This window comes from Paenibacillus sp. KN14-4R (assembly GCF_052180255.1).
In the GTDB taxonomy this organism is placed as follows: domain Bacteria; phylum Bacillota; class Bacilli; order Paenibacillales; family NBRC-103111; genus Paenibacillus_AM.
Map to the genome: position 1 here is coordinate 1826747 of NZ_CP197466.1, position 24582 is coordinate 1851328.

The 24582-nt window shown below is 41.9% G+C and carries 26 protein-coding genes; 18 read left to right on the forward strand and 8 right to left on the reverse strand.

The features are described from left to right. The first annotated feature begins 8 nt into the window (after window positions 1–8). From ACSBOP_RS08590 to ACSBOP_RS08610, 5 genes are all read left to right on the forward strand, one after another. Window positions 9–413, forward strand: a complete 405-nt coding sequence (locus ACSBOP_RS08590; RefSeq protein WP_442603995.1) for a CBS domain-containing protein — start codon at window positions 9–11, stop codon at window positions 411–413. A 42-nt stretch (window positions 414–455) separates the two neighbouring features. Beyond that, on the forward strand, window positions 456–2006 hold the full coding sequence (locus ACSBOP_RS08595) for a tetratricopeptide repeat protein (protein ID WP_442603996.1): 1551 nt from the start codon (window positions 456–458) through the stop codon (window positions 2004–2006). 1040 nt (window positions 2007–3046) lie between these two features. Further along, window positions 3047–3535 carry a hypothetical protein gene (locus tag ACSBOP_RS08600; protein WP_442603997.1) on the forward strand — a complete coding sequence of 163 codons (489 nt, stop codon included), beginning with the start codon at window positions 3047–3049 and terminating at the stop codon, window positions 3533–3535. Window positions 3536–4049: 514 nt separating this feature from the next. Further along, window positions 4050–4745: an N-acetylmuramoyl-L-alanine amidase family protein gene (locus tag ACSBOP_RS08605; protein ID WP_442603998.1), complete on the forward strand. Its 696-nt coding sequence runs from the start codon at window positions 4050–4052 to the stop codon at window positions 4743–4745. 49 nt (window positions 4746–4794) lie between these two features. Beyond that, window positions 4795–5682, forward strand: a complete 888-nt coding sequence (locus ACSBOP_RS08610; protein WP_442603999.1) for a polysaccharide deacetylase family protein — start codon at window positions 4795–4797, stop codon at window positions 5680–5682. Between the two features lie 146 nt (window positions 5683–5828). Here the strand turns inward: ACSBOP_RS08610 and ACSBOP_RS08615 are convergent, their stop codons facing one another. Beyond that, window positions 5829–6440 carry a TetR/AcrR family transcriptional regulator gene (locus ACSBOP_RS08615; protein WP_442604000.1) on the reverse strand — a complete coding sequence of 204 codons (612 nt, stop codon included), beginning with the start codon at window positions 6438–6440 and terminating at the stop codon, window positions 5829–5831. Between the two features lie 152 nt (window positions 6441–6592). On the opposite strand from ACSBOP_RS08615, the gene ACSBOP_RS08620 reads away from it, so the two are divergent. The 5 genes from ACSBOP_RS08620 (at window position 6593) to ACSBOP_RS08640 (ending at window position 11542) form a co-directional block, all read left to right on the forward strand. Continuing rightward, entirely contained in the window at window positions 6593–7447 is an 855-nt protein-coding gene (locus ACSBOP_RS08620; protein WP_442604001.1) for an ATP-binding cassette domain-containing protein, read from the forward strand. Beyond that, window positions 7444–8154: a fluoroquinolone export ABC transporter permease subunit gene (locus ACSBOP_RS08625; RefSeq protein WP_442604002.1), complete on the forward strand. Its 711-nt coding sequence runs from the start codon at window positions 7444–7446 to the stop codon at window positions 8152–8154. The genes ACSBOP_RS08620 and ACSBOP_RS08625 overlap by 4 nt, the downstream gene beginning before the upstream one ends. Continuing rightward, a complete protein-coding gene (locus tag ACSBOP_RS08630) occupies window positions 8151–8885 on the forward strand; it encodes a hypothetical protein (protein WP_442604003.1) in 735 nt (244 codons plus the stop codon). Before ACSBOP_RS08625 ends, ACSBOP_RS08630 begins: the two co-directional genes overlap by 4 nt. A gap of 96 nt (window positions 8886–8981) precedes the next feature. After that, window positions 8982–10277: a uracil permease gene (gene uraA / locus ACSBOP_RS08635; protein WP_442604004.1), complete on the forward strand. Its 1296-nt coding sequence runs from the start codon at window positions 8982–8984 to the stop codon at window positions 10275–10277. An 11-nt stretch (window positions 10278–10288) separates the two neighbouring features. After that, on the forward strand, window positions 10289–11542 hold the full coding sequence (locus ACSBOP_RS08640) for a glycosyl hydrolase family 18 protein (protein ID WP_442604005.1): 1254 nt from the start codon (window positions 10289–10291) through the stop codon (window positions 11540–11542). Window positions 11543–11600: 58 nt separating this feature from the next. On the opposite strand, the gene ACSBOP_RS08645 is transcribed toward ACSBOP_RS08640, so the two are convergent. Then, a complete protein-coding gene (locus ACSBOP_RS08645; protein WP_442604006.1) occupies window positions 11601–11882 on the reverse strand; it encodes a DUF2653 family protein in 282 nt (93 codons plus the stop codon). A 2-nt stretch (window positions 11883–11884) separates the two neighbouring features. Further along, the gene (locus ACSBOP_RS08650; RefSeq protein ID WP_442604007.1) at window positions 11885–12304 is read right to left on the reverse strand and encodes a hypothetical protein; all 420 of its coding nucleotides are present in this window, start codon (window positions 12302–12304) and stop codon (window positions 11885–11887) included. A 135-nt stretch (window positions 12305–12439) separates the two neighbouring features. Here ACSBOP_RS08650 and ACSBOP_RS08655 point away from each other — a divergent pair, with 135 nt between their 5' ends. After that, a complete protein-coding gene (locus ACSBOP_RS08655) occupies window positions 12440–12982 on the forward strand; it encodes a DUF309 domain-containing protein (RefSeq protein WP_442604008.1) in 543 nt (180 codons plus the stop codon). A 20-nt stretch (window positions 12983–13002) separates the two neighbouring features. Here ACSBOP_RS08655 and ACSBOP_RS08660 read toward each other — a convergent pair whose 3' ends face one another. Beyond that, window positions 13003–13572: a beta-class carbonic anhydrase gene (locus ACSBOP_RS08660; protein ID WP_442604009.1), complete on the reverse strand. Its 570-nt coding sequence runs from the start codon at window positions 13570–13572 to the stop codon at window positions 13003–13005. Window positions 13573–13623: 51 nt separating this feature from the next. After that, window positions 13624–13944: an iron-sulfur cluster biosynthesis family protein gene (locus ACSBOP_RS08665; RefSeq protein WP_442604010.1), complete on the reverse strand. Its 321-nt coding sequence runs from the start codon at window positions 13942–13944 to the stop codon at window positions 13624–13626. Between the two features lie 121 nt (window positions 13945–14065). On the opposite strand from ACSBOP_RS08665, the gene ACSBOP_RS08670 reads away from it, so the two are divergent. Beyond that, window positions 14066–15589, forward strand: a complete 1524-nt coding sequence (locus tag ACSBOP_RS08670) for a carboxypeptidase M32 (protein WP_442604011.1) — start codon at window positions 14066–14068, stop codon at window positions 15587–15589. Between the two features lie 89 nt (window positions 15590–15678). Here the strand turns inward: ACSBOP_RS08670 and ACSBOP_RS08675 are convergent, their stop codons facing one another. Together ACSBOP_RS08675 and ACSBOP_RS08680 are read right to left on the reverse strand one after the other, a co-directional pair. After that, window positions 15679–17211 (reverse strand): DHA2 family efflux MFS transporter permease subunit, encoded by a 1533-nt coding sequence (locus ACSBOP_RS08675; RefSeq protein WP_442604012.1) that lies wholly within the window; start codon window positions 17209–17211, stop codon window positions 15679–15681. After that, the gene (locus tag ACSBOP_RS08680) at window positions 17208–17720 is read right to left on the reverse strand and encodes a PadR family transcriptional regulator (protein ID WP_442604013.1); all 513 of its coding nucleotides are present in this window, start codon (window positions 17718–17720) and stop codon (window positions 17208–17210) included. The genes ACSBOP_RS08675 and ACSBOP_RS08680 overlap by 4 nt, the downstream gene beginning before the upstream one ends. A gap of 226 nt (window positions 17721–17946) precedes the next feature. Here ACSBOP_RS08680 and ACSBOP_RS08685 point away from each other — a divergent pair, with 226 nt between their 5' ends. The 4 genes from ACSBOP_RS08685 to ACSBOP_RS08700 all read left to right on the forward strand — a co-directional run bounded on the left by ACSBOP_RS08685 (window position 17947) and on the right by ACSBOP_RS08700 (window position 21660). Next, entirely contained in the window at window positions 17947–18954 is a 1008-nt protein-coding gene (locus ACSBOP_RS08685; protein ID WP_442604014.1) for an ABC transporter substrate-binding protein, read from the forward strand. Window positions 18955–18988: 34 nt separating this feature from the next. Further along, window positions 18989–19777, forward strand: a complete 789-nt coding sequence (locus tag ACSBOP_RS08690; protein ID WP_442604015.1) for an ABC transporter ATP-binding protein — start codon at window positions 18989–18991, stop codon at window positions 19775–19777. After that, complete coding sequence (locus tag ACSBOP_RS08695; protein WP_442604016.1) at window positions 19774–20598, forward strand: ABC transporter permease; 825 nt, start codon at window positions 19774–19776, stop codon at window positions 20596–20598. Before ACSBOP_RS08690 ends, ACSBOP_RS08695 begins: the two co-directional genes overlap by 4 nt. 93 nt (window positions 20599–20691) lie before the next feature. Beyond that, a complete protein-coding gene (locus ACSBOP_RS08700) occupies window positions 20692–21660 on the forward strand; it encodes an aromatic acid exporter family protein (protein ID WP_442604017.1) in 969 nt (322 codons plus the stop codon). A 49-nt stretch (window positions 21661–21709) separates the two neighbouring features. Here ACSBOP_RS08700 and ACSBOP_RS08705 read toward each other — a convergent pair whose 3' ends face one another. Then, window positions 21710–22039, reverse strand: a complete 330-nt coding sequence (locus ACSBOP_RS08705) for a DUF3139 domain-containing protein (RefSeq protein WP_442604018.1) — start codon at window positions 22037–22039, stop codon at window positions 21710–21712. A gap of 410 nt (window positions 22040–22449) precedes the next feature. On the opposite strand from ACSBOP_RS08705, the gene ACSBOP_RS08710 reads away from it, so the two are divergent. Both ACSBOP_RS08710 and ACSBOP_RS08715 read left to right on the forward strand, forming a co-directional pair. Beyond that, entirely contained in the window at window positions 22450–23019 is a 570-nt protein-coding gene (locus ACSBOP_RS08710; RefSeq protein WP_442604019.1) for an outer spore coat protein CotE, read from the forward strand. A 119-nt stretch (window positions 23020–23138) separates the two neighbouring features. After that, on the forward strand, window positions 23139–24575 hold the full coding sequence (locus ACSBOP_RS08715; protein ID WP_442604020.1) for a putative amidoligase domain-containing protein: 1437 nt from the start codon (window positions 23139–23141) through the stop codon (window positions 24573–24575). The last annotated feature ends 7 nt before the right edge of the window (window positions 24576–24582 follow it).

A 24582-nucleotide genomic window follows, 5' to 3' on the forward strand; every position in this document is an offset into this window, starting at 1 on the left:
TCTGACTAATGCAAATATCCGACTTTCTGTTCTCTAAGAACAAAGTGGCCTATATTAACTCATCAGCTAACATGCAGGAAGCCATTGAAGTGTTAGAGCAAACACAATATTCAGCTATTCCTGTTATTGATGAAGAGGGGAAATACGTTGGTACGCTCTCTGAAGGGGATCTATTGTGGAAGATGAAGAATACTACTGGATTGAGCTTTCAAAACTTGGATATCGTCAAAGTTTATGAGATTAAACGCCGTATTCGTAATGAATGCGTTTATGTAAAAGCACATCTGGAGGATATGCTTCATCTGGCTGCCGATCAGAACTTTGTTCCCGTCGTAGACGACAACCAAATCTTTGTCGGAATAATCCGTCGCAAAGATATCATTGCGTACTACACTAGTAATATTACAGATTGACAGATTGTCCATATTGAGACACAGAGAGCAGGGTTTTAGTAAATGACAGAAAATAGACAACAGCGTTTCCGCTTTAGCGAAGCACCCATCTGGGATTTGCAGCGGACTTATTTCGAAGAACAAGGATTGAAGGCTTGGAATAATAACCAGGTTCCACAATATATAACGAGTAACCCTATGATTGCCACAGCTTATGCGGAAATCATTTTTGGATTTCTTCAAGATCAGGCTGGAAAGGGTGATAGTTCTGAACTTGTAACGATCGTGGAGCTGGGGGCAGGAGCAGGGCGGCTCGCATTTCATGTGCTGCATAAGCTGTGTGAACTGATAGATTATGCGGGTATTCCGCTTCCCCCTTTTCGCTACGTGATGACTGATTTGGCTTTAAAAAATGTTTCCGGTTGGAAACATCATCCTGCGCTACAAACTTATGTTCAGCAGGGACTACTCGACTTCGCACGGTTTGATGCCGTGCATGACACAGATCTCAACTTGGTTGTGTCCCAAACAACGATCCGCCCGGGTGATCTGAAGCAGCCGCTACTGATCGTCGCTAATTATTTTTTTGACAGTATTCCGCAAGAGCTGATCTATGTGGGTGAAGGTAAGATTTTTGAATGCGATGCTTTAATTGATCTTCCAGAAAATAACAGACATCTTAGTTCGTCAGAAGCATTGGAAAAAATGGAGTTAAATTATGAGTATCGCAGGGCGCCTGAATACGAAGAAGAAACATACCCGTATCGCGATGTGATCAGGCTTTATCAACAGGAACTTGAGGATTCTCATGTTCTGTTTCCAGTGGTCGGATTGACATGCATGGAGAGGCTGAATCAGCTGTCACAAGCAGGTTTTCTGCTAATTACAGCAGATAAAGGCGACCACCGACTGGAGAACTGGAAGTTTACGGAACCCCCCCAGCTAATTACTCACGGCAGCTTCTCTTTAACGGCAAACTATCATGCGATACAACATGTGTTTGAGCAAAGAGGTGCGCAATCACTTTTCACCACGCATCATTATAAAGATATAAATATCGGCTGCATATTTATGCTGGAAGCCCCAATGAGCTATGCGAATACCCGGTTAGCCTACAGACGGTTTATCGAACGTTTTGGACCCGATGATTTCTTCAGTATGAAGGAATGGGTGGATCGGCAATCCGACACCATGGTCTTGCAGCAAATTCTGGCCTTTTGGCGTTTGGGCGGGTATGATGCAGAGTTCTTCATCCATAGCACAAAACGAATCTCGAGCCTACTGCCAGAAGCTAGCGATGAAGAAATGTTGGATATCCAAAGAGGCATACACACCATGTGGTCATCCTACTATGTAATGGAGCAGCGCTATGATTTAGCACTCGACATCGGGATAATTCTGTTTGAGATGCACATGTACGAGGATGCGAAGCTTTTCTTGGAAACTTCCGTACACGCAGACGAAAACGAACCTGTACCAACTATCTTATGTTGTCTGGCTATCTGCTGCTATGAGCTTGGACTAGATGAAGCTGCACTGGCATACACACGCGAAGTGTTGGTTCTGGAACCCGATCATGAAGACGCCTTGGCGATGCTGAAAAGCTTTGAGTGAAGAGAGGGCGCGGCTGCTAAGATTAGAAAAAGATAGATAAGAAGAAAGTTGAAATGATGCAGGTGGATTACGAAGAAGTTAGGTTTCTTTAACTAATACCCTGCGGGTTTTTGCCTCTCCCACAGATAATTTATAATTATTATCAAATTGGGTCAATATTGATTTTTTCATTTTTACTGGGGAGGGGGTTAAACCCGCAATCCATTAATATAAATGGAAAATCTACAGGGCAACACATTTTCGACTAAAGGTAGGGTAAAAGTAAAAAATATGACGCATTAATCCCTTTTATTATGGGATAGATGAGTCATATTTTTTATTAAAATTATTATTTAAACTGGTTACTTTACTAGATTCTGTAGACCTATGTTAACCTCTACTTCAACGACTTCGGCGTCGGCTTATGGATTTATCTTTTAGATAGCTATGTATGAAGAGATTCAAATGATTCTTTAGATGACCAATATTAGACCACGACTTTCCCTCAATTGTTGTAAAATGTTGTACCTTCCTTTTGATATCTTAAGATAAGTTCCTTCAACCGAGTTGGTTGAGTTTAAACATCGTGAAATATGGTCGTAAGCAAGTCTTTCCAACTTTTCAATTTCTTCTGAATCTGCTTCTTTTCACGAATAAGATTCTGTTTTGTTTTTCAAACTCATTTATTTTAACCTGAGCCAAATTTATATTATTATCTATTTCTTCAATCCGTTGCTTTAGACTTAATGACATTCACACACCTTCCTTTCCTATGAAATTTCCATTTTATATATTTTCAGATAGCTAGGAATCCAGATTATTGTTCATCTTCACTAACAGCTCTAATCAAATTTCTTAACTTCATAATCAATGCTTCGGCGTCTTGAAAAGATAGCCCCTTCTTCATATGTATCTTCAGCTTTCGCATAAAATATCTTTGCATAAGTTTTTGAAAGTGCCTCTATAATTCTGAATATATCTTCAACTTGAACCAAACACTTATTCATTAAATTTTATAAATGTGGTACAATTTACCTATTAATTTAAGGAGGCTATTTTTGTTGAAAATAAAAATCATTTTTCTATTTCTAATTGTCATTTCTATGCTAGTCCTTTATGGGTGCTCATCAAAACGAAATATTTCCACATTAGAGTCATCAATTACTGGGCATTGGCAAACAATTCCTAAAGATAAGAATAATGCTCCCATTGATTATTATTTTGGTAAAAACGAACTTATTTATTTGGAAAAAGGAACTAAAGAAACCGTGACGTATAAAGTTGTACGCAGCAATGAAAGTGAAAACTGGATTGAAATAAACACATCGGGAACATCAAATTCGTTTGGTCATACTAGCAAAATTACATTTAGTAATAAAGAGCGAACCGAGCTAACAGAGAAGGTAAGTCTAGATGGTTTGAATCCTCCATCAAGTAAATCAGATAATTCTGTAGTTAGTGGTGTTATCGATTCTCTAAAAAATGCTCTTGGGAATAGTTTTGCTGTTGAAAGTAAACTGGTGTATATTGACAATAAAATAAGTCCTTAATTGAGGTATGGTTACTAAATGTATAGCAATCATACCTATTCTGCTAAGATGAGTTATACCATCATTTAGCAAGTAATACATCACAATATTTATTCAATACTCTTCCAAATCCCCCATAAATCATCTGTTTTATCGCTTCTCCTCAAACTCACACAAGCACTTGCTGCACCTGTAACTAAGTACTAATAATTTCCATGCGGAATGCTTCTTGGGGGAGAAGTTATTAGGTCTAAGGGAACTATTGCTTGTTATGATTTTGCACTAATGATTTTTAAGTAATTGGAGGATTTGATGGAGGAACCTAACCAAGGTCAGTTGCAGGTTTAGCTGGCCTTTTTGTGTGCGAATCAGAAAATATAAGTTGTGCTCCTATACATTCTTGTGTGCTGCCTGTTGATTTCAAATTTTACAACTTCTATACAAGTCTATCTAACGTATCATATATTCTCCTGCTACACTGGTTGCATACTTGATGTTATTAGTATTCGCCGATCAATCGGAGTAAGGAGACAGCATGAAAAGGAAAAGCAGAAAACAGCTTCAACGCCGCCAAGCGATATTGTTGGAAATTGTCGTTGCTTTGGTGGGAATGATCTGGTCGAAATATGAGCTAATTTCATCCTGGGCTTCCGCAGAGTTGACAGTTTCACCGAAAAAGAACAAGGCAATGCAACAAGGAATATCCATCCGCCACAAAATTGTGATCGATGCGGGGCATGGAGGCAAGGATCCCGGCGCGGATGGAGCCAGCGGCAAGCGGGAGAGAGCGTACACGTTAGCGCTGTCTAAGAAGATATTCGATCTGCTCAAGCAGGAGCCGATGTTTGAGGCGTACATGACACGTACGGACGATACCTTTGTCGATCTGGAGGATCGTGTCAAACTCACAAACGATCTCAATGCAGAGGCATTCGTCTCTATTCATGGGAACACATATAGGGATTCCGATGTGTCTGGCACCGAAACGTATTATTATGCGGACGATAGTTTTCCGTTCGCAAGCAAGGTGCACGAGTATTTGGTGAAGGCTACAGGGTTCAAGGACCGCGGTGTGAGAAAGGAACACTTGAAGGTACTGACGCAATGCAATAATCTCACAATTTTGCTGGAGGTGGGGTTCCTCACGAACCAGAGCGATAGACATCAGGATCGAACGGCTATAGCCATTGTGAAAGGAATCAAAGAGTATTTTGCTTATAGGAAAAATTAAAAAAGTTTTATTGACTCACCAGATACTTCATAGAAAGGCTAGATAAATAATGCTAACATTACGAAATGATATAAAAAAAAGAAGAGTAAGAAAGGCGAGAAGAAGATTAGGTGTTATTCTAGTAGCTATTTTCCTAATGATCTTTTTAATAGGGAAACTCACTTCTGCTCCTGAAGAAGAAGTAGTAGCCAAAGAAAGTATTAATCAAGAAGATGTCACAGTGATAGCTGAAGAAAGTATCATACAAAGTGCCATACAACCAGCAAAGCAAACAAAGCAATCAGAAAAGCAATCAGCAAAACAAAAAAGACCGGATGGAAAGCCTATGGGTAAAATTGTTTATCTAACATTTGATGATGGCCCTACTACATTAACGGATCAATTCTTAGATTTATTAAAAGAGCAAGATATACAAGCAACATTTTTTATGCAGGGAATTAATTTGCAAAAAACCGATTTGCAAAAAAATGTCAAACGAGCCACAAAAGAAGGCCATTATGTCGGAGCTCATAGTATGACGCATAATTCCAAAAAGTTATACAATAACGGACAGTTTGTATCAGAGATGAATGAAACTTTGTCTCTTATTCAGGATATTACAGGTACAAATCCTAAGTTGGTTCGTCCACCTTATGGTTCAGCACCAGGATTGAAAAGTGAACAGATTCGCAGTCAAATTATAAAAGCTGGAATTAAAATTTGGGATTGGACAATTGATTCTAAGGACTGGACGTTAAAAGATCCAAACCAAATTGTAGAAAATATTAAAAAGCAAACTAAAAATGACATAGAAGTCATTCTCATGCATGAAAAATCGCAAACCTTACAAGCACTGCCCAAAATAATCGCATTTTATAAGGAAAAAGGATATGAGTTTGGTGTATATAATGATGCTGACCATTTCTATCTTAATTTCCAAAATGACACACGTTTGTAAACGACCTTGGAGATGACTTATATTGAAATATATCACTTAAATAAAAATCCTAATTTCCCGGTACCGTAAAGGAGAAATTAGGATTTTTTTATATGCGGATTTCCTTCGTGCTGCATGCGGATTTCCTTCGTGCTGCCAATCCACATTCAAATCAATTGCTGTAACCCCATAAACCAGACGGTTACATATTGCTTAGTCGTCGTTCGGATTTGCTCAGGATCGCTGTACAGCCTGATAATCTCAAAATATCCTTCAAGGAAAGCAACAGCAATCGGTCTGGATACTTGTAAATCGAGTGCTTCTGCTGCATGGGGATTGCCGAGCTGACTCTTATTAAATTCTTTTATGTGCGTATGGATGTGATTCATTAATAAGCTAAACAATTCTTCCTTGGCTCGTTCATGTCGGGTTCCCGTACTACCATACAGAAGAATCAGCAATCCTTCTCGATGCTCATGCAGCAGCTCGGATAAGATACGGCTAAGTTCTTCGAGTATTTGAAGCCCGGGAGGGCTGCTCTCGATACCATGTTCAACATCTTGAACTTGAATTAACTGCGCCAAGCCTTCATAGGCAGGCATGACAACTGCATCGAACAGTGCTTCTTTATTCGGATAATAGCGGTATAGGTTACCCACGGATACACCGATCTTGTGAGCGATGTCTCGCATCGAGGTTTTCTCAAATCCTTGCTCAAGAAAGCTTATTTTGGCTTTTAACAGGATGGAGCCTCTGATCCCGTCTTTTAAAGTTTGCATCTTGTAAACCCCCGTTCACTTTTGAATATAGGAGAAAAAAAAGAACTTGTCAAGAAGCTCTTTATCCCTTGACAGTCCTTGTGATTCGGGTGTATCTTGTTATTGTGAACGAGTGTTCATTATTGGATGACGAGAGATAGAGGGGGAGACACATGATTGAAGTGAAGCAGCTTACATTCACATATCCAGGTAACAAAGAACCTGCTCTGAAGGGGCTCGATTTCTCCATACCGCAAGGGGAGATATTCGGTTTTCTTGGACCATCAGGTGCAGGAAAAAGCACAACGCAGAAGATTTTGATCGGTATTTTGAAACAATACGAGGGTCAGGTCAGTGTGATGGGGAAACAACTGCGGGATGTTAAATCAGAATATTACGAAACGATAGGTGTTGCGTTTGAGTTTCCTAATTTCTATAGCAGGTTCACAGCACTTGAGAATTTGTCGCTATTTCGCTCCCTTTATTCGGGTGAGACGGAAGAACCTGAACATCTGCTTAAAATGGTGGAGCTGGAGAAGTACGCCAATACGAAAGTTTCCGATTTTTCCAAAGGGATGAAGATGAGATTGAATCTATGCCGGGCGCTGCTAAACAAGCCGGATATTCTGTTTCTTGATGAGCCGACCTCAGGACTCGACCCTGTTAACGAGAAGAAGGTAAAGGACATTATTCTGGGGATGAAGGCAGCTGGTAAGACGATTCTGATCACGACACACAACATGAAAGCGGCTGATGAAATTTGTGATCGTGTGGCTTTTATCGTAGATGGAGGCATCAGTCTAATCGACTCCCCCAGAGAATTAAAAGTACGTCATGGAAAAAGGATGCTGCGTGTAGAGTACAGGGAAGATTTACAAGTTAAACATGCCGATTTTAATCTGGAAGGCATTGGCGCAAATGAGCTTTTCCTTAAGCTGCTTCAAGATCAGTCTATTGAGACGATGCACACGCAGGAGGCGTCCCTTGAGGATATATTTATTGAAGTGACGGGGAGGAGCTTGGGATGAGATTGCGATCTGCTCTTATCTATGATATTAAGCTTCAATTCAGGCATGGGTTTTATTATGCGTATGTACTCATCAGCGCTTTTTATATTGGGTTACTACATGTATTGCCTGCTGATTACAAAGAAATCGTCGAAGTGATGATAACCTTTTCCGATCCAAGTATGTTGGGGTTCTTCTTTATCGGGGGGCTTGTGCTGCTTGAGAAGGGTCAGAATATTCATGACAATCTATTCGTAACCCCTTATAAACCAGAGGAGTACCTCATTTCAAAAACACTATCGCTAACTTTGTTATCCGTGGTTACGAGCTATGTGGTTTATGTGAGCTCATTCGGATTTGGGACGAATCCTCTACTGTTTCTGGCCAGTGTGATGTTGACTTCTATCATTTTTACATTAATCGGACTTGGTGTGGCAGTAAGGTGCAAGACCATTAACGGTTTTTTCGTCACTTCTTCCTTATATTCATTTGTTCTCATTCTACCCGTTCTTGAAACGGTTGGATTGTGGAGCACACCGCTGTTTACCATTTTGCCGGCTAAAGCGTCTTTATTGCTCTTAGGATCTGCTTTTCACACGATAAGCACAGCGGAGATCATCTATTCCTTCTGCATGCTGCTGGCTTGGTGTGGGATCGCTTTTGTATGGACCCGGTATTCGTTCCGCAAGTTTATCGTTCTCAAAATCGGGGGAGGTGGGGGATCATGAACATGCGGATAATTATCAATCTGATTCGAGGGGATATGAGGCAAATCACGCGTGATCCGATGCTGGCTTTTTATTTAATCGCTCCTCTTCTTCTTATGGCCGCTGTAGCACTTGGGGTTCCAATGGTAACAGGACTGCTGCAGGAGAGACTTAACTTTGATCTATCGGGTTACTACGATTTTATTATGAGCTTCGCTTTACTGCTTATTCCCTTGATTCTTGGGGTTATGTCAGGGTTTATGATGTTAGATGAACGGGACGAGAATGTGATTAATTATTACGCAGTAACCCCACTCACGAAAAGCGGCTATATGTGGTATCGGCTGTTACTAACGATTGTACTTACAGTGATATATAGCATACTACTGCTTACTTTCTCTGGTCTTACCCCGGTTCGACCGATGAATTTGCTGCTGCTTCTTCCGATGATGGCAATGGAAGCGCCAATTCTTGCTTTGTTTCTAGCTGCTTATGCGTCCAATAAAGTAGAGGGACTTGCCCTTTCGAAGGGAGCCAGTCTGCTGATAATAGCACCTATAATTGCATATTTCGCCCCTGTTCCATGGCAGTATGTAGGAGGGTTCTTACCTACCTATTGGATATCTAAGACATTTTTCATGGGTGCAACAGATCGTTGGATGACATGCGTCGTGATCGCCTTGATCGGAGCTTTGGTTCACTTGTTATTTTTTCGTTACTTATATAAACGGTTTATCATCAGGATTGATTGATAAAAAGGATTGATTTTTTTCTCAGCATTACTTACATTAGGATAGGCTTACTTAAAAAATGGTAGATTAATAAGAAATTGCAAAGGGAGGCACTACATGAGTCGTGTTATTCAAGTGGACGAGCGTCCACCATTGCTTCAAAGTATTCCACTTAGCTTTCAGCATCTATTCGCGATGTTCGGAGCGACGGTACTGGTTCCGATCCTGCTCCAAGTAAATCCAGCAACCATTTTATTAATGAACGGAATTGGTACACTGCTGTATATATTTATTTGTCGCGGGAAAATTCCGGCTTTTCTAGGGTCAAGCTTTGCCTTTCTGTCACCGGTCAGTTTTGTGCTCATGCAGAGCACATATAATGCTGCACTTGGTGGGTTTATTGTTACGGGTGCGATCTTTGTCCTTGTTGCTCTTATCATTCAAAAGGTAGGAACGAGCTGGATCGATGTGATCTTCCCTCCAGCAGCAATGGGGGCTATCGTAGCCGTAATTGGACTCGAACTCATTCCAACTGCCGCGAGTATGGCTGGTTTTATTGCTCCGCTCTCCAATCCGGCTAAAGATTGGGCGATGGATCCAACGTCAGTGAAGGTTGCGCTTATTACATTGCTTGTTACTGTTATTGGATCTGTGATGTTTCGTGGGTTCCTCAAAATCATACCGATTCTGATTGGGGTCATCGTCGGTTATTTATCTGCATGGTATTTTGGAATTGTCGATTTCACTGCGGTTCAGAATGCACCTATGTTCGCGATTCCTACGTTCTATAAGCCTGTATTCGAATGGTCAAGTATTATCATTATTATTCCTGCAGCTCTTGTTGTCATTGCGGAGCACATCGGTCACTTGATCGTTACGAGCAACATCGTGGGTCGGGATTTATCTAAGTCCCCTGGTCTACATCGTTCCTTACTTGGTAACGGGATTTCTACCATGATTTCAGGATTTGTCGGTTCCACACCAAATACAACCTACGGCGAAAATATTGGTGTTATGGCCATTACGAAAGTTTACTCCACATGGGTCATAGGCGGTGCTGCTGGACTCGCGATTATTTTATCCTTCTTTGGTAAATTTGCTGCCTTAATTACGACAATCCCACAACCTGTTATGGGTGGAATCTCCTTAGTCTTATATGGTGTTATTGCTGCATCTGGTTTACGGATGCTTGTAGAGACGAAAGTGGATTATTCCAAGCCGGTTAATTTAATTTTGACGACACTTGTACTTGCTACTGGTCTAAGTGGAGCTACTCTGGAATGGGGCGGGTTCTCCCTAAAAGGAATGGCGCTGGCAACCGTAGTTGCAATCGTGTTCGGGATTTTCTTCAAGGTGATTGAAGTGTTAGGTCTCTCTAATGAGGACAAAGAAGGCAAAGAAAGTGCCCACTGAGTAACAGAAGGGTGACAAGAGAAGCTTTTGTCAAAATGTTAATGGCTTCCGTTACGACCGAGTCTTCCCAGCCACAAGAGGAGCGGGAGAAATGGCTGAATTCTGACTGGAAAGTGGAGGAGCAACGCCGGGTATTTGTAGATGGAGCCTCGGTTGCCTCAGCTTATAAACCAGAACTTTATTATTCTTCTTCTCTAGGAATTATTGTTGGTGATGAGTCAAAGCAATTCAGGCCGCAGGCTTCTTTAACGAGAAAAGAAGCGGCAGCAATCATAGAGCGCGTTCTGAATGAAAGAGTCAAAAGCCATCCGATATCGGGTATTGGCTACTATGCGATTCAATCTTTCGGGAATGTAGACCAGATGAGTAAGCTGCAAGATGTTAAATTTGGCTGGTCACAGTTAGCATACAGCGGAAATGGGAAAGCAAGCTTGGATTTGAAATCCGCACCGTATGCGATTCCTGATGGCTGGGAAGCTGCTATGGATAAGGCTAAATCGTATAACGTGGGCCATAAAGAGCTAATGGTATATGCAGATAATCGGGATAGTCGTCTAAGTTCATTTTTAGCGGATCAGCCTGCGCAGACAGCATTCATTCAATCTATTCAAAATTTACTCGTGCATAACAATTCGTATGGTTTTACAGGAATTTCAATAGATTTTGAGGGGCTTTTGAAAGAATCAGAGCAAGTGGGATTTACTAGTTTCCTGCGAGATTTAAGTGAAAGTACGAAGGGGTACTCTTTATCTGTCGCTGTACCACCAACAGATTGGTACAAAGGCTATGACATGAAGCAGGTTGGATTAATTGCGGATCAAGTGATTTTAATGGCATATGATTATACACATAAAGATAGCAATCTACCATCCGCACCTTTACCGCTGGTGAATGCAGCCGTTCAGTCTGCATTGACAGTCATTCCGAAGGAGAAGCTGGTTCTCGGTATTTCCAAACAGGCGAATCAGTGGATCACACGTCCGAATGGAGAAACGGTCCTTGAGAATCCTGCTATCCAACTGGTAGAGGAGAGAGCGGGGAAACCGGGAAGTAAGCTTCAATTCATGCTCCCTTATTTCCTTCAGCATATTACGTTCCAAGATGCTCGTGGCAATCACGAAATCTGGTATGAAGATGCTAAAAGCATTGAACAGAAGATATGGTTGGCGAAATATTATGGGCTGCAAGGTGTGTCATTGTGGCACATGGGGAATTTCAATGCTTCAGACTGGGAAATGGTGAAGAACAATACATCACAACGATAATCATTAAAAAAGCTGACCGACATCCCTTTTATTAAAAGGCATGTGGTCAGCTTTTATATTATCCCTGCTCGATGTCTGCTACAATTTCCTCATCAAGTACGAGGTGAATTTGGTCGCGGAACACGCGCATATCGAATTGTTGGTACATATACTGCTCGATTGCTTCTAGAATCGTAGCTTGTACGAGTATTTGACTGCGGCCACCCACGTAGATTTCAGCAGAGAAGCCGTAATCTTCATCCCACATCATGGAAACATCCACATCTGTGGGCTTAACCATTCTGCGCTGTGCAACGTTTACACATATCGCATTTGTAATATCTTGTTCACTTAAACGCATGATTAGAATCTCCTGTGATCGTCTGGTTTACGGTCTTTACGTGCTCGAATCATTGTAACAACCTTCATGACTAATGAGATTAGAACGAAGATCGCAAGCAAGTTGATCATAAGACCAAGAATGTTACCGAACATACCCATGCCACCGAACATGCCGCCGAATAGCATCCCTGCAAGTCCACCGATCATAAGACCTTTCATAAAGCCACCACCACTAAAGAAGCCTGGCTTCGTATTAGGAGTTGTAGCTGTATTTTTACTGGATGAGTTTACATTGTTTTTACTGATGTTGTTCGTGCTGTTCGAATTGGAATTGAAGCTCTTAGGAGGAGATTTATATCCCTTGGCTTCAACGGACGTTGTTGCTACGATTGAAAAGACAAGCATAAACGTCATCATCACAATTGTAATTTTTTTCCACATGGTTGACATACCTCCGAAAATGTTTTGGAAATTTTAGAATTTCCCTATATGATGTATACGTATACCGAAGAGGTTGGTTTCAAAAAATATAAAATAATGCTATAAAATATTTCTCACTGCAAAGGAGGTACTAAAATGAAGTATCCGCAAGCCTATATCGACTATCTAATCTATTTCCATGCGGATCGAGATTTCTTCGAATGCCATGAGGTTTTGGAAGAATATTGGAAAGAGCATCCGAGTGATCCATTTTCCGAAACCTGGGTCGGTCTTATTCAAGTGGCGGTAGGCCTGTACCATCATCGTCGTGGCAATTTGGCAGGAGCTAGAAAAATGCTGGGAAGCTCACTACTTCGCATGCATACGGACCATATTGAGAAGCTGGGATTGGATATGAAGTTATTGGCACAGCGCATTTCCCATATAACGGATCGCCTACAAGTTAGTGACCTTGTGGATTATGAGGATATGGATCTGCCAATCTGTGATAAAGAACTGTTGGAGATATGCCTGAATCAATGTGAGATCAACCATAAAATGTGGGGGAGCCCAAGTCCGATGACGGATCGTGATCTAATCCACAAGCATACCTTACGTGATCGATCAGGTGTTATTGCTGAGAGGCAGCGGCAGGCGGATCTTAAGCATACATCTAAAAAGGCCAAACAAAGGGATTAACCCGATGTTTGACCTTTTTTTTATTTTTTGGATTCGTAGCCATCTACGATGAGATCGAGTCTTCCTGTGCCAGGGTCCATAATGAGACCGTGAATCGGCAATTTTTTTGGCAAAAGAGGATGGTTGCGAATAATATTTACACTTTCTTTAACCCCGTCACTTACTTGCTCAAACCCACTTAACCATCTAGACAAGTTAATGCCTGAATTGTTAATGGTATCGATGACATCAGGAGATACGCCGCTTGCTATCGCCTTTTCCAAGACAGATTTGGAGTTCAGTCCTGTCATCCCGCATTCTTTATGTCCGATTACGAATACTTCATCCGCATCTAGTTCATAGACTGCAACGACGATGGAACGCATGACGGAACCGAATGGGTGAGTCACAAGTGCACCCGCATTTTTAATAATTTTTGCATCCCCATTGCGTAAGTTCATCGCTTTAGGCAGTAGTTCGACCAGTCTTGCATCCATACAGGTGAGAATCACCATTTTTTTATCGGGAAACTTGGTAGTAAGGTACTCCTCATATTTCTTGGTTTCAACAAATGTATGATTATAGTCCAAAATTTCTGAGACAAGTGTCATCTGGTTTCCTCCCTCATATTTACAATTTACAGTAGGTTTGTATGGTTCTTGTTAGGTCGTGATCAGACTCATGGATGCATTATAGATCTGATTATTGCTCTTTAGTATAAAAGATTTTTTGTCAGCACGATAGTCAATTGTCATCTTTTCTTCAAAATATACCGCGTGATTTTTCTGCATCAATAAGTTGAACGGTTTCCCTGTGAGGGTGATGTCATATTGGCCTTGCACATGGGTGATGGATAAGGTCGGTACACCATTAACAGCGCAGCCGCAGCCTTCTGTATCATAGATTAGCTTAAGGTGCACATCATCTTTGTCTAATAATGGTGTAAGTGCTTGAATGGCTTCTTCTGAATATGAAATCTCCATTTTGTAGTTCCACTCCTTTTCATTATTGTAACATATATCACAACTATCTTCTTAGTTGATTCTCTAACGTGGAAAAAGTATGATGAAGATGGAGATACATTCCAAATTGGGAGGGATTCAAATGTCAACACAAGTGAAGACAGTAGAACTAAGTGACTTCAAACAATACATACGTAAGATCAAATCATACGAAGAAGCTGTAGCCCTAATGAATTGGGATTTAAGAACAGGTGCGCCGAAGAAAGGTGCAGGATACCGTTCCGAATCCATCGGTGAGCTAGCGACAGAGTCGTTCAAAATGTCCGTTTCGGATCAGATGGCGGAATATTTGGCGTACTTTACTCAAAGCAACGTTCTCGCATCTCTGAATGAAGTGGATCGTAAAATCGTAACCGAATGCAAGCGTGATTTTGACCAATTCAAAAAAATTCCGGCAGAAAAATACCAATCGTATGTGACGCTAACATCCAAAACGGAATCCTTATGGGAAGTAGCGAAAGGCAACAATGATTGGGATGCATTCGCACCTAACTTGGAAAAAATCGTAGCTGCGAACATGGAGTTTGCCGAGTTGTGGGGCTATGAAGGTGATCGATATAACGCGCTGCTTGATAATTATGAACCAGGTATGACAGTCGAAAAGTTGGATGAAGTGTTCGGCGCATTGCGTGAGAAAGTCGTACCTTTGCTTGCTGCTATTCGTCAATCTCCAAATCAACCGGATTGTTCATTCCTTGATCAATCTTTTGCCAAAGATAAACAGCGCGAATTTTCTTTAGATATTTTGCAACAACTGGGCTATGACTTTGAAGCTGGACGCTTGGATGAAACCGTTCACCCTTTCATGACAGGTATTAATCCTCGCGACAGCCGAATCACAACTCGCTACTTACCAAGAGACGTGAGAAGTGCGCTATTCGGTACAATTCATGAGTGTGGACACGCAATGTATGAACAAAACATTAGCGAAGATCTAGCGGGTACAAATCTATGCTCAGGTACTTCGATGGGGATTCATGAATCTCAATCCCGTTTCTGGGAAAATGTAGTAGGTCGCTCCAAGCAATTCTGGTCACACAACTACGCTGCACTTCAAGCAAAATTCCCGGGGCAGCTTGATGATGTGAGTGTGGACGATTTCTACCGTGCTGCTAATCATACGGAACCCACGTTAATTCGGATTGAAGCAGATGAATTGACTTATAACTTGCATATCATGATCCGTTATGAGCTTGAAAAAGATTTGATCAACGGTACGCTTCAAGTAAGTGAACTGCCAGATGCGTGGAATGAGAAATACCGTGAATACCTAGGTATTGAGCCATCGAGTGTAAGTGAAGGCGTTATGCAAGATGTTCACTGGTCAGCAGGCTTGTTCGGATATTTCCCATCGTATGCACTGGGTAATATGTATGCCGCACAAATGTTGAACAAAATTGAGAACGAATTCTTGCCTAATTTCTACGCATTAATTGAAGCAGGTGACTTCGCTCCAATTAAAGCATTACTGACAGAGCATGTGTATCAATATGGTAGACTGCTTACGCCAAATGAGATCATTGAACGTATGACAGGGGAAGAATTGAACCCTGAATACCTCGTGAAGTACTTAACAGATAAATACAGCCCGATTTACGGGGTGTAAGATTTCATTTTAAGTTGTAAAATAGGAAAACAGCCCTGACAGTGTTCAATTTTTGTCAGGGCTGTTTTTTTGCATTTTATAGAAAGAAATTAAGCGTTCTGTGGTTGAGCAGGAATTGTTTCGGTCTCAGGCTCTTTTTTGGTCATTGAACCAGGTCCTGCAAGCAAACTTGCGAGGAGTCCAATCGAGCAGAAACAAATGGCTAATATGAAACCGTGATTAATCGCTGTACCGAGTGCGTTGCGTAAGAAATCATGAATTTCCGGAGGCAGCGGAGTAGATCCTGCTCGAATAAGGAGCTGTGGGTTGGCTAGTGTATCAATTTGCTCTGGACGAATATGAAGAGCTTCAGCTCCACTCGTAATCGTATCTTTTAAATTGTTATTCACAATCGTTGCCATAATGGAAGCCCCGAGAATACCTCCGAAATTACGCCAGAAACCTACGACAGATGATGTAACCCCTAAATATTTTGGATCTACACTTACAGCTACAGCACTTTGTGCAATACTCATGAGTGGCCCAATGGCTCCAAAACCAAGCAGGATCATTAGAAAGATCATGTATCCAGATGAAGTGTCATATCCAATAGAAGTTAGCAAACTTGCTGCCACGATACCTGCAAGCATAGTGAAAGTCATGAGGCTGCGGAATGAGAATTTCGTCTGTAAAGCTCCGAATGATACAGCCCCAACCGTTAGCGAGAGCATCATCGGTGTCAGTGTAGAGTTGGAGTTTGCATGACCCATAACGGCTACTGTAAACATGGGTAAGTAGGTAATAGCCGAGAACATAATCACACCCTGACATAGACAAGCAATTGTGGTGCTTACGACCATCCGACTTCGGTAAATGGCAAAAGGAAGAACAGGCTCAGCTGCACGGCGCTCAACGATAATGAATAAGGCAAGCCCTATCGCACCAAGTGCGAATAATCCGACAATTTCCGGCGATATCCATGCATAATCTTTGCCACCCCATTCCAGACCAAGCATGATGGAGAGCGTCGTTACAATAAGAAGGAAAGTACCGAGATAGTCTACTTTTGGTTTTCGCGCTGAACGTGACTCTTTAAGTCCGAATGACAAGATTAAGAAAGAGAAGATACCAAGTGGAATGTTGACGTAAAAGCACCAAGCCCAATTCCAGTTCTCTGAAATGAATGTACCAATTTGTGGGCCTGCAACAGAAGATAATCCGAATACGGCAGCCATGATGCCCGCGATTTTACTTGCTTGTTTCGGATCAGCAAACTGGGTATAGATGATGGTGAAGGAAATCGGAAAGATGGCTCCTGCTCCAATACCTTGAATAGCACGATACAAGATCAGTTGGTCCATGCTTTGTGCTGTTCCACACAGGGCAGAGCCTATAAGGAAGAATGAAATTCCGATTAAGTACATGAGTTTGCGACCGAATATATCAGACAATTTACCGAAAATTAGAATGGTTGTGGTTGAAGCCAGCATATAACTCGTGAATACCCATGATACATGCTCAAATCCACCAAGGTCCTTGATAATGTGTGAAATGGCAGCAGACGTAATGGTGTTGTCTAAGGCTGACATGAATAAACCTAAGGCAATGGCAAACATGATGAGTCCAGAACTTTTAGATTTCATTGTTTTGACTCCTTCTCCGATTGATCGATATAGGAAAGCTGTTCTAAAGCCTCTTTCGCCAGCTTTAGATTATTTTCTAAATTTGTAATGCCTACTTGGATGCAAAGTTGTTGAGTGGGGCTCATATAGCGACCTCTCTCTAACTTACATTGTCTAACTTCCTCTAATTCTAAAGCGTTCTGTTCAACACTGAGTTCTAGCCAACTACGGATGACTGCAGGTTCTGCATATTCCCCGAAGTAAAGCCGCATTAATATATCCGAGCGCATCACACTCTTGGCAATTGGACTTTTTAAATATTGCTCAAATGCCTCTTTTCCAGACTCCGTTATGCTGTACTCATGTTTACTTGGCTTCCCTTCTTGTAGGATTGTTTCTTTCGTAATAAGCCCATTCGCTTCACATTTCTTTAAAGTAGGGTAGATCGTACCGTAGCTGGCATCGTAAAAAAACGAAAATAAGGTTGCGAACAGCTGCTTAATTTCATAACCTGAATGGTTTCTCTTCATCAAAACTCCGAGTATAACGTCTTGTGCATTCAAGAATAATCACTCTCCATTTGAGTTTCATCAATAACTAAGTATTATATCTCGATTAAGCATATAACAAAGTTACATATATCGATCTGATATATAAAATATAATCCTTACTTTTTGAATTGTCAACTAATTAATAACTTCCACATGGGCTTCTGCATAGACTGTAGTACTTCATTGAAATGTAGGGGGTAAGTCCATGAATCGAAAGTTATTTTCCGGACTGCTTGTGTCGATGCTAGTCATCGCACTCTTGCTGTCTGCTTGTAGTTCCGGCAAACCAGAAGTAAGTAAAGTCCGTATTGGCGAGGTTACACGTTCCTTGTTCTATGCGCCTCAGTATGTGGCATTAGCCAACGGATTTTTCAAGGATGAGGGGCTTGATATTGATCTGCAGACGACACCAGGCGGGGATAAAACAATGACTGCATTGTTATCCGGTGTGATCGATGTTGCACTTGTGGGCTCGGAGACGTCAATCTATGTGAAGCAGCAAGGTTCAGATGATCCTGTCATCAATTTTGATCAATTGACACAGACTGACGGCACTTTCTTAGTTTCACGTAAGCCAGTAGCCAATTTTGATTGGAACATGCTCAAGGGTGTGAGTTTCTTGGGACAGCGTAAAGGTGGTATGCCGCAAATGGCGGGCGAGTTTACGCTGAAGAAGCACAATATTAATCCGCAGACGGATTTGAAGATGATCCAGAATGTCGATTTTGCCAATATTCCTTCGGCTTTCGTCTCAGGAACTGGGGATTATGTGCAATTGTTCGAACCACAAGCTACGATGATTGAAAAAGAAGGCAAAGGCAGTGTAATCGCATCCTTCGGTAAAGAAAGTGGTTCGCTGCCATACACCGTCTTCATGACGAAGAAGAGCTTTATGACCAAAAATCCGAATACCGTACAGAAATTCACAAACGCCATCCAAAAAGCACAAAATTGGGTGCGTGATCATAGTGTAGATGAGATTTCCAGTAAGATTGCAAGCTTTTTTGCGAATACCGATATGGATGTCGTGAAAAATGTCGTGAAGCGCTATAAAGAGCAGAGCTCTTTTGCAACGGATGGCATTATTGATCAAGCGGAGTGGAATAATCTGCTTGATGTAATGAATGCTGCGGGCGAATTAAAGTCGCGTGTGGAGTGGAAAAATGTTGTGGATAATTCGTTCGCTGAAAAGGCGAAAAGCAATGTGAAGTAACAGGCAATTAGGGCTGGATTGGAGGGAGAGGCTCTTGGAAAATGCAGTGGAATTAAATGGGGTCACACATATTTATGTTACGGAGCAGCGAGCTTCACTTGTGCTTAATTACATCAGCTTCACTGTTAAGTCTGGTGAGTTCGTCTCCCTGATCGGCCCTAGTGGCTGTGGGAAGACGACACTTTTATCGATTATTGCAGGGTTAATTAAACCGACTGAAGGAATCGTTAAAGTGGCAGATGCTGAAGTGAAACGTCCGACAGAGCGTATCGGTTACATGCTGCAGCAAGATTATTTGTTCCCTTGGCGTACGATTTGGTCCAATGCAATGATTGGGCTAGAGTTATTGGGCAGGAAGTCGCTTGAGGAAAAGCAGTATGTCGAGCATTTATTAGAGGAGATGGGGCTTGCTTCGTACAAGGATTTTATGCCAAGCCAGCTCTCAGGCGGGATGAGACAACGGGTTGCACTTGTCCGAACATTGGCGACGAAGCCAGATATTCTTTTGCTGGATGAACCGTTCTCGGCACTCGATTATCAAACGAAGCTTCAACTTGAAGATCTAGTTGTAGACACCCTTCGCGCCCATCAGAAGACGGCTGTGCTCGTCACCCATGATATTTCAGAGGCGATTGCCATGAGTGATCGCATTATCGTATTGGAACCTAATCCAGGACAGGTGCGTCAGACGTTCGATATACCTGATGATATTCGGACACGCTTGCCTTTGGATGCAAGAGAACATACGAGCTTTCAGCCGCTTTTTCGCAAAATTTGGAATGAGTTCGAAGCAATGGAGCGGAAAGGAGGAGGCAAAGTATGAATCAATTGCAGACGGGCGGAGAATTCAAGACAGATCAATTGTATCAACAGTTTATGAAGGCAAGGCGAACGCAACGTACTCAAGTTCGTATTGTGCAGCTCGTAATTTTATTTGTGATGCTCGGCTTATGGGAAGTGGCGGGTCGTCTGAAGTGGATCGATGTTTTGTTATTCTCTTACCCCAGTAAGATAGGGCTTCTACTATGGAATAACAGTATAGATGGTTCAATCTTTCCTCATATTGGTGTAACGATGATGGAGACGATCGCGGGTTTTATACTGGGGACATTGTTTGGAACCGTTCTCGCGATGATCATCTGGTGGTCGCCTTTCTTATCTAAGGTACTTGATCCTTATCTGGTTGTGCTCAATGCGCTACCTAAGGTAGCACTTGGGCCACTGTTTATTGTAGGCTTCGGTCCAGGGCTTGTGGCGATTATTGCGACGTCTCTTTCCATCTCTGTTATTGTTACAACGCTTGTTGTCTATGGCGCTTTTAAGACAGTGGATGTGAATTTTGTAAAAGTGATTCAAGTTTTTGGTGGTGATCGAAGACAAGTATTTCGCAAGGTGATTCTACCTTCCTCTGTACCCGCTATCGTCTCAACGTTAAAAGTGAATGTGGGACTATCTTGGGTTGGGGTAATTGTGGGAGAATTTCTCGTTGCCAAGTCGGGGCTAGGTTATTTAATTGTCTATGGTTTCCAAGTCTTTAATTTTACACTTGTTCTAGGGGCACTTATTATCATTAGTCTGATTGCAACCTTGATGTATCAAGTCGTGTCTTATGTGGAGCGAAAAGTAACCAAACGCCTGCAATAACAATTTTATAACTTATGTGAGCTATGACTTTGCGTCATGGCCTGTTTTTATGTATGCTACCATTAATAAACTTAAAGAATTTGGTGGTAGCTCATGATTTCATTTCCTTTTATCGGTATTCGAATTTTAAAAACGGCTGCAGCCGTGTTTGTATCCATTGTCACTGCGCAATTAGCTGGGCTTGGTTCACCCGCTAGTGCAGGCTTGCTTGCAATATTGGGTGTTCAAGTGACGAAGAAAAAGGGTTTGCTCAACGTCTACGCACGGATTGGGGCTTCGATTCTTAGTATTATTATAGGTTCCATCCTTCTAACGGTATTTGGTTTTCATGTTTGGGTGCTGTCCCTCTATGTTCTCCTAGCGTTCCCGGTTATTAATCGACTCAAGTTAAGCGATGGCATTATTACAGGCTGCGTGGTGATGTTTCATATGTACAATGCACATCAAATCACGGAATATGTGATTATTAACGAATTGTTGCTATTGCTCGTCGGTTTCGGATCGGCTACCTTGATCAATATTGTGTATATGCCACCCGCAGACAAAGAGCTTCTACAATATAAGAACAAGCTGGAAGAGCTATTTTCTCTTATCTTTATGAAAATAGGTGCGCATTTGCGTGATCATAAAATGATATGGGACGGTGCTGAGCTTCTTCAAGTGAATGAAGTATGTGAAAAAGGGAGTGTGCTAGCACGTAAAAAGGTTGAAAATGCTTTGTTTTTCGGTTCGCCCGCATCATGGGAACTATATTTCTTTATGCGTTCTGAGCAGCTAGAGATGATTACTAAGATGGTGGATCTTGTTGCACAGGTCTATCAAAAGGTACCGCACGGAGAGCTGCTTGCTGAAATTTTTGAAGAGTTGAGCCATGACGTCAAGCAAGATTACTATGTAGGGCGCAGCGAGGAAGATTTGGCAATACTTTATCGTGATTTCAAATCACTTCCGCTCCCGCAAACGCGTGAAGAATTCGAAATACGTTCGGCCCTGCTTCAATTAATTCGAGAGCTTAGATCGTATTTGAATATTGCAAAAAGGCAAAAAAATAGGAGGAGCTAAAGAGCTCCTCCTATTTTATTTTTCACGAATCTGTTATCTGTCTAACACATTACTTTACTTCACTATGTTTGTACACTTTTCCTCTTGATATAGCATCTGTATTTGGGTAAATTTGAACCCAATCGCCTGCGTTTCTATCCGTGTATTTATATATTACATTTGGTTCATCATTAAATATGACATCAAGCCAGTATTCAGGCATTTTTCCATGATATGCTTTCATGCTCTTAATATCTGTATCTGAATAATGCTTATCATTGATAAGGTGAAGCTTTAGTTCACTTTCTAAGTTATTCATGTGAATAAGAGATTTGATGTACAAGACAGGATAAATGAGTAATAATACCGATATGATTGATATTAAAATAATTTTTTTCATCATAGCCCACCTTTCTTCAACGACAATCGATATTTATCAAATATAAAAACCAGCGGGCAATTTAGTTGTTTAATTATGTAAAAAAAGTATATCAAACCATAACCTGTTATTCTATATGATTTTTGATCCCACCCCTTGATATTTCCATGAACTTTTCCAGCACCAACACATTTGCCTTCAGATGTTAAACCGATAGACTCTCCACTACGATACACACTCATCCAGCTATAACAAATAACCTCCCTAGAATCATTAGAATACGATTCAGGGAGGAGCTTTTTCTAGCCTCAAATTACTTGCAAATCTTGTTCGCGAAACATTTGATGGACACTATTTGATCTTTTTATGCACATTTGCCTATGTCCTGCATACACTTTTAATGAATGATTGTATGGAGGAGGTTGAACAGGATGTCAATAGATAAAGATTTGCAGAGCCGAGAAATCATCACGAAGGCCGTCTGCGGTAAAGGCCGGAGATTTTCGCATGTAAGTCATACAGTGACACCTTCCCACGCTCCGACCAGCATCTTGGGTGCTTGGATTATCAATAACCAATATGAAGCAGTCAAGTCTGGCGGCGACGGTGTGGAAGTAGTTGGGACTTACGACATCAATATTTGGTATTCGTATGATCGCAATACGAAGACCGACGTGGCAAAAGAAACAATTTCTTACGTTGAAGTGGTTCCACTATCTTACTTAGACAAGAGACATAGAGTTTCGACGGCTGAAGTATCAGCCTTAGCTACACAGGAGCCGAACTGTGTAGAAGCAAGTGTTGCATCTGGTGGCAGAGTCATTATCCGCGTGGAAAGAGAATTCCAAGTGGAAATGGTTGCGGAAACCAAAGTTAGCGTATATGTGAATCCGAGAGGCTTCATGGACAGCGATGACAAGGTCGCTGATTTCGATGATAGCTCAATTGAGGGCGATTACGAAGACTTGGATCCAGATATGCTCGAGGATGACTTTAGCTAACAGCCTACGTTAATATATGCCGCGATTTGACTGGTTGTAGAGGGCTTTCGCCCTCTTTTTTGTTTCGATGATAAAATAGGCTGTTCACGAAGGAAGGGGCATGTGAGGTGGATGTTTTTTTGCTGCATTCAAATGAGAAGGAATTAGAACCCTTGCTTCCACTTCTAACGATCCCAAATGGGGACCGCTTGCCAGTAGCATTCAAAGGCGGGACTATCATTGGCTGGGGGAAGTATCGCAAAGTAAATCATATCGGAACAGAAAAATGTGTGCAGCTTCAGCTTCTCATGCCTGTTATACGATGTATGCAGCCATTGAAGCGCGATGAGATCCTGCAATTGCATGGTGTGAAAACGCTCCGTTCGCATGGGAAGAAAGCAGATGAGAATGGTTCTAATTTACCCCATTTATTCCGGGTTTCGGTCTTTGGACTTGAAGCTCTTTCCGTTTATCAGCGAAAAAATCGAGGCATGCTCTCTTTACAGGGAGGGCTAAGGGAGCCCATTCGATATGAAGAGGTCAATATTCATGATACGCCACGCTCGTATCATGTGAATAGAGCGATTCGGGAAGCAGTTAAAGCGATATATGTACTCGGATTGGATTATGGAGATGTGCGGGTCGGCGTAACAGCCAGCGGGCATACCGTTATCTTGGATGTGAATCCTGAAGCTGATCTGACTCTAGCGTGTAATGCTGAGAATTATGCGAATGCAATGAATCGGTATACGGCTGCTGTGGCAGAAGAGGAGAAGGGGGAGAGGACCCTTCTCCTGGGTGCGGACCCGGAATTTTTATTAATGAATGAGCGTGGCAAAATCGTCGCAGCTTCCCATTATATGGAGCGCACAGGAGAGGTGGGCTGTGACGCGATCGTACTAAGTGGTCATCGAGTCATTCTGCCTTTGGCAGAGCTGCGTCCCGAGCCAAGTACGCAGCCGCGCGAGCTGGTGCGTAACTTACGCAAGACGATGCTTCTCGCATCACAAATGATTAATGATCCTTCCCTGAGATGGATTGCAGGTGGTATGCCGGTCAAAGGGTTCGCTCTTGGTGGTCATATTCACTTCTCAGGTGTGATGCTGCAAAGCGATCTGCTTCGCGCACTAGATAATTACCTCGCCCTTCCTCTCTTACTCATTGAAAATGATCAGGATCAGCGTAGACGCCCTCGATATGGTTGGTTAGGTGACTTTCGTCGTCAGCCACATGGTGGCTTTGAGTATCGAACATTGGCGTCGTGGCTTAGTTCTCCAACCGTTACAAAAGGCGTCGTGGCGCTCGCTAAGCTCATTGGTGAAAATTATCGTTTATTGAAGGTGCGTCCACTAGATCAAATTGATATCCAGCGGATGTTTTATCAAGGAAAAAAAGAACAATTAGTGGGGGTTGTAAGCCGATTATGGAAAGAATTAGAAAATTTGTCCAGCTATGAGTTATATTCGACCTATCTGGATCCACTGAAAGAGCGTGTGTTGAATAGAAGAGAACTGCAAAGCCAACACGATTTTCGCATTCCTTGGAAAATAAAACCAAATTATACATTCATCCAATAGTACCTAG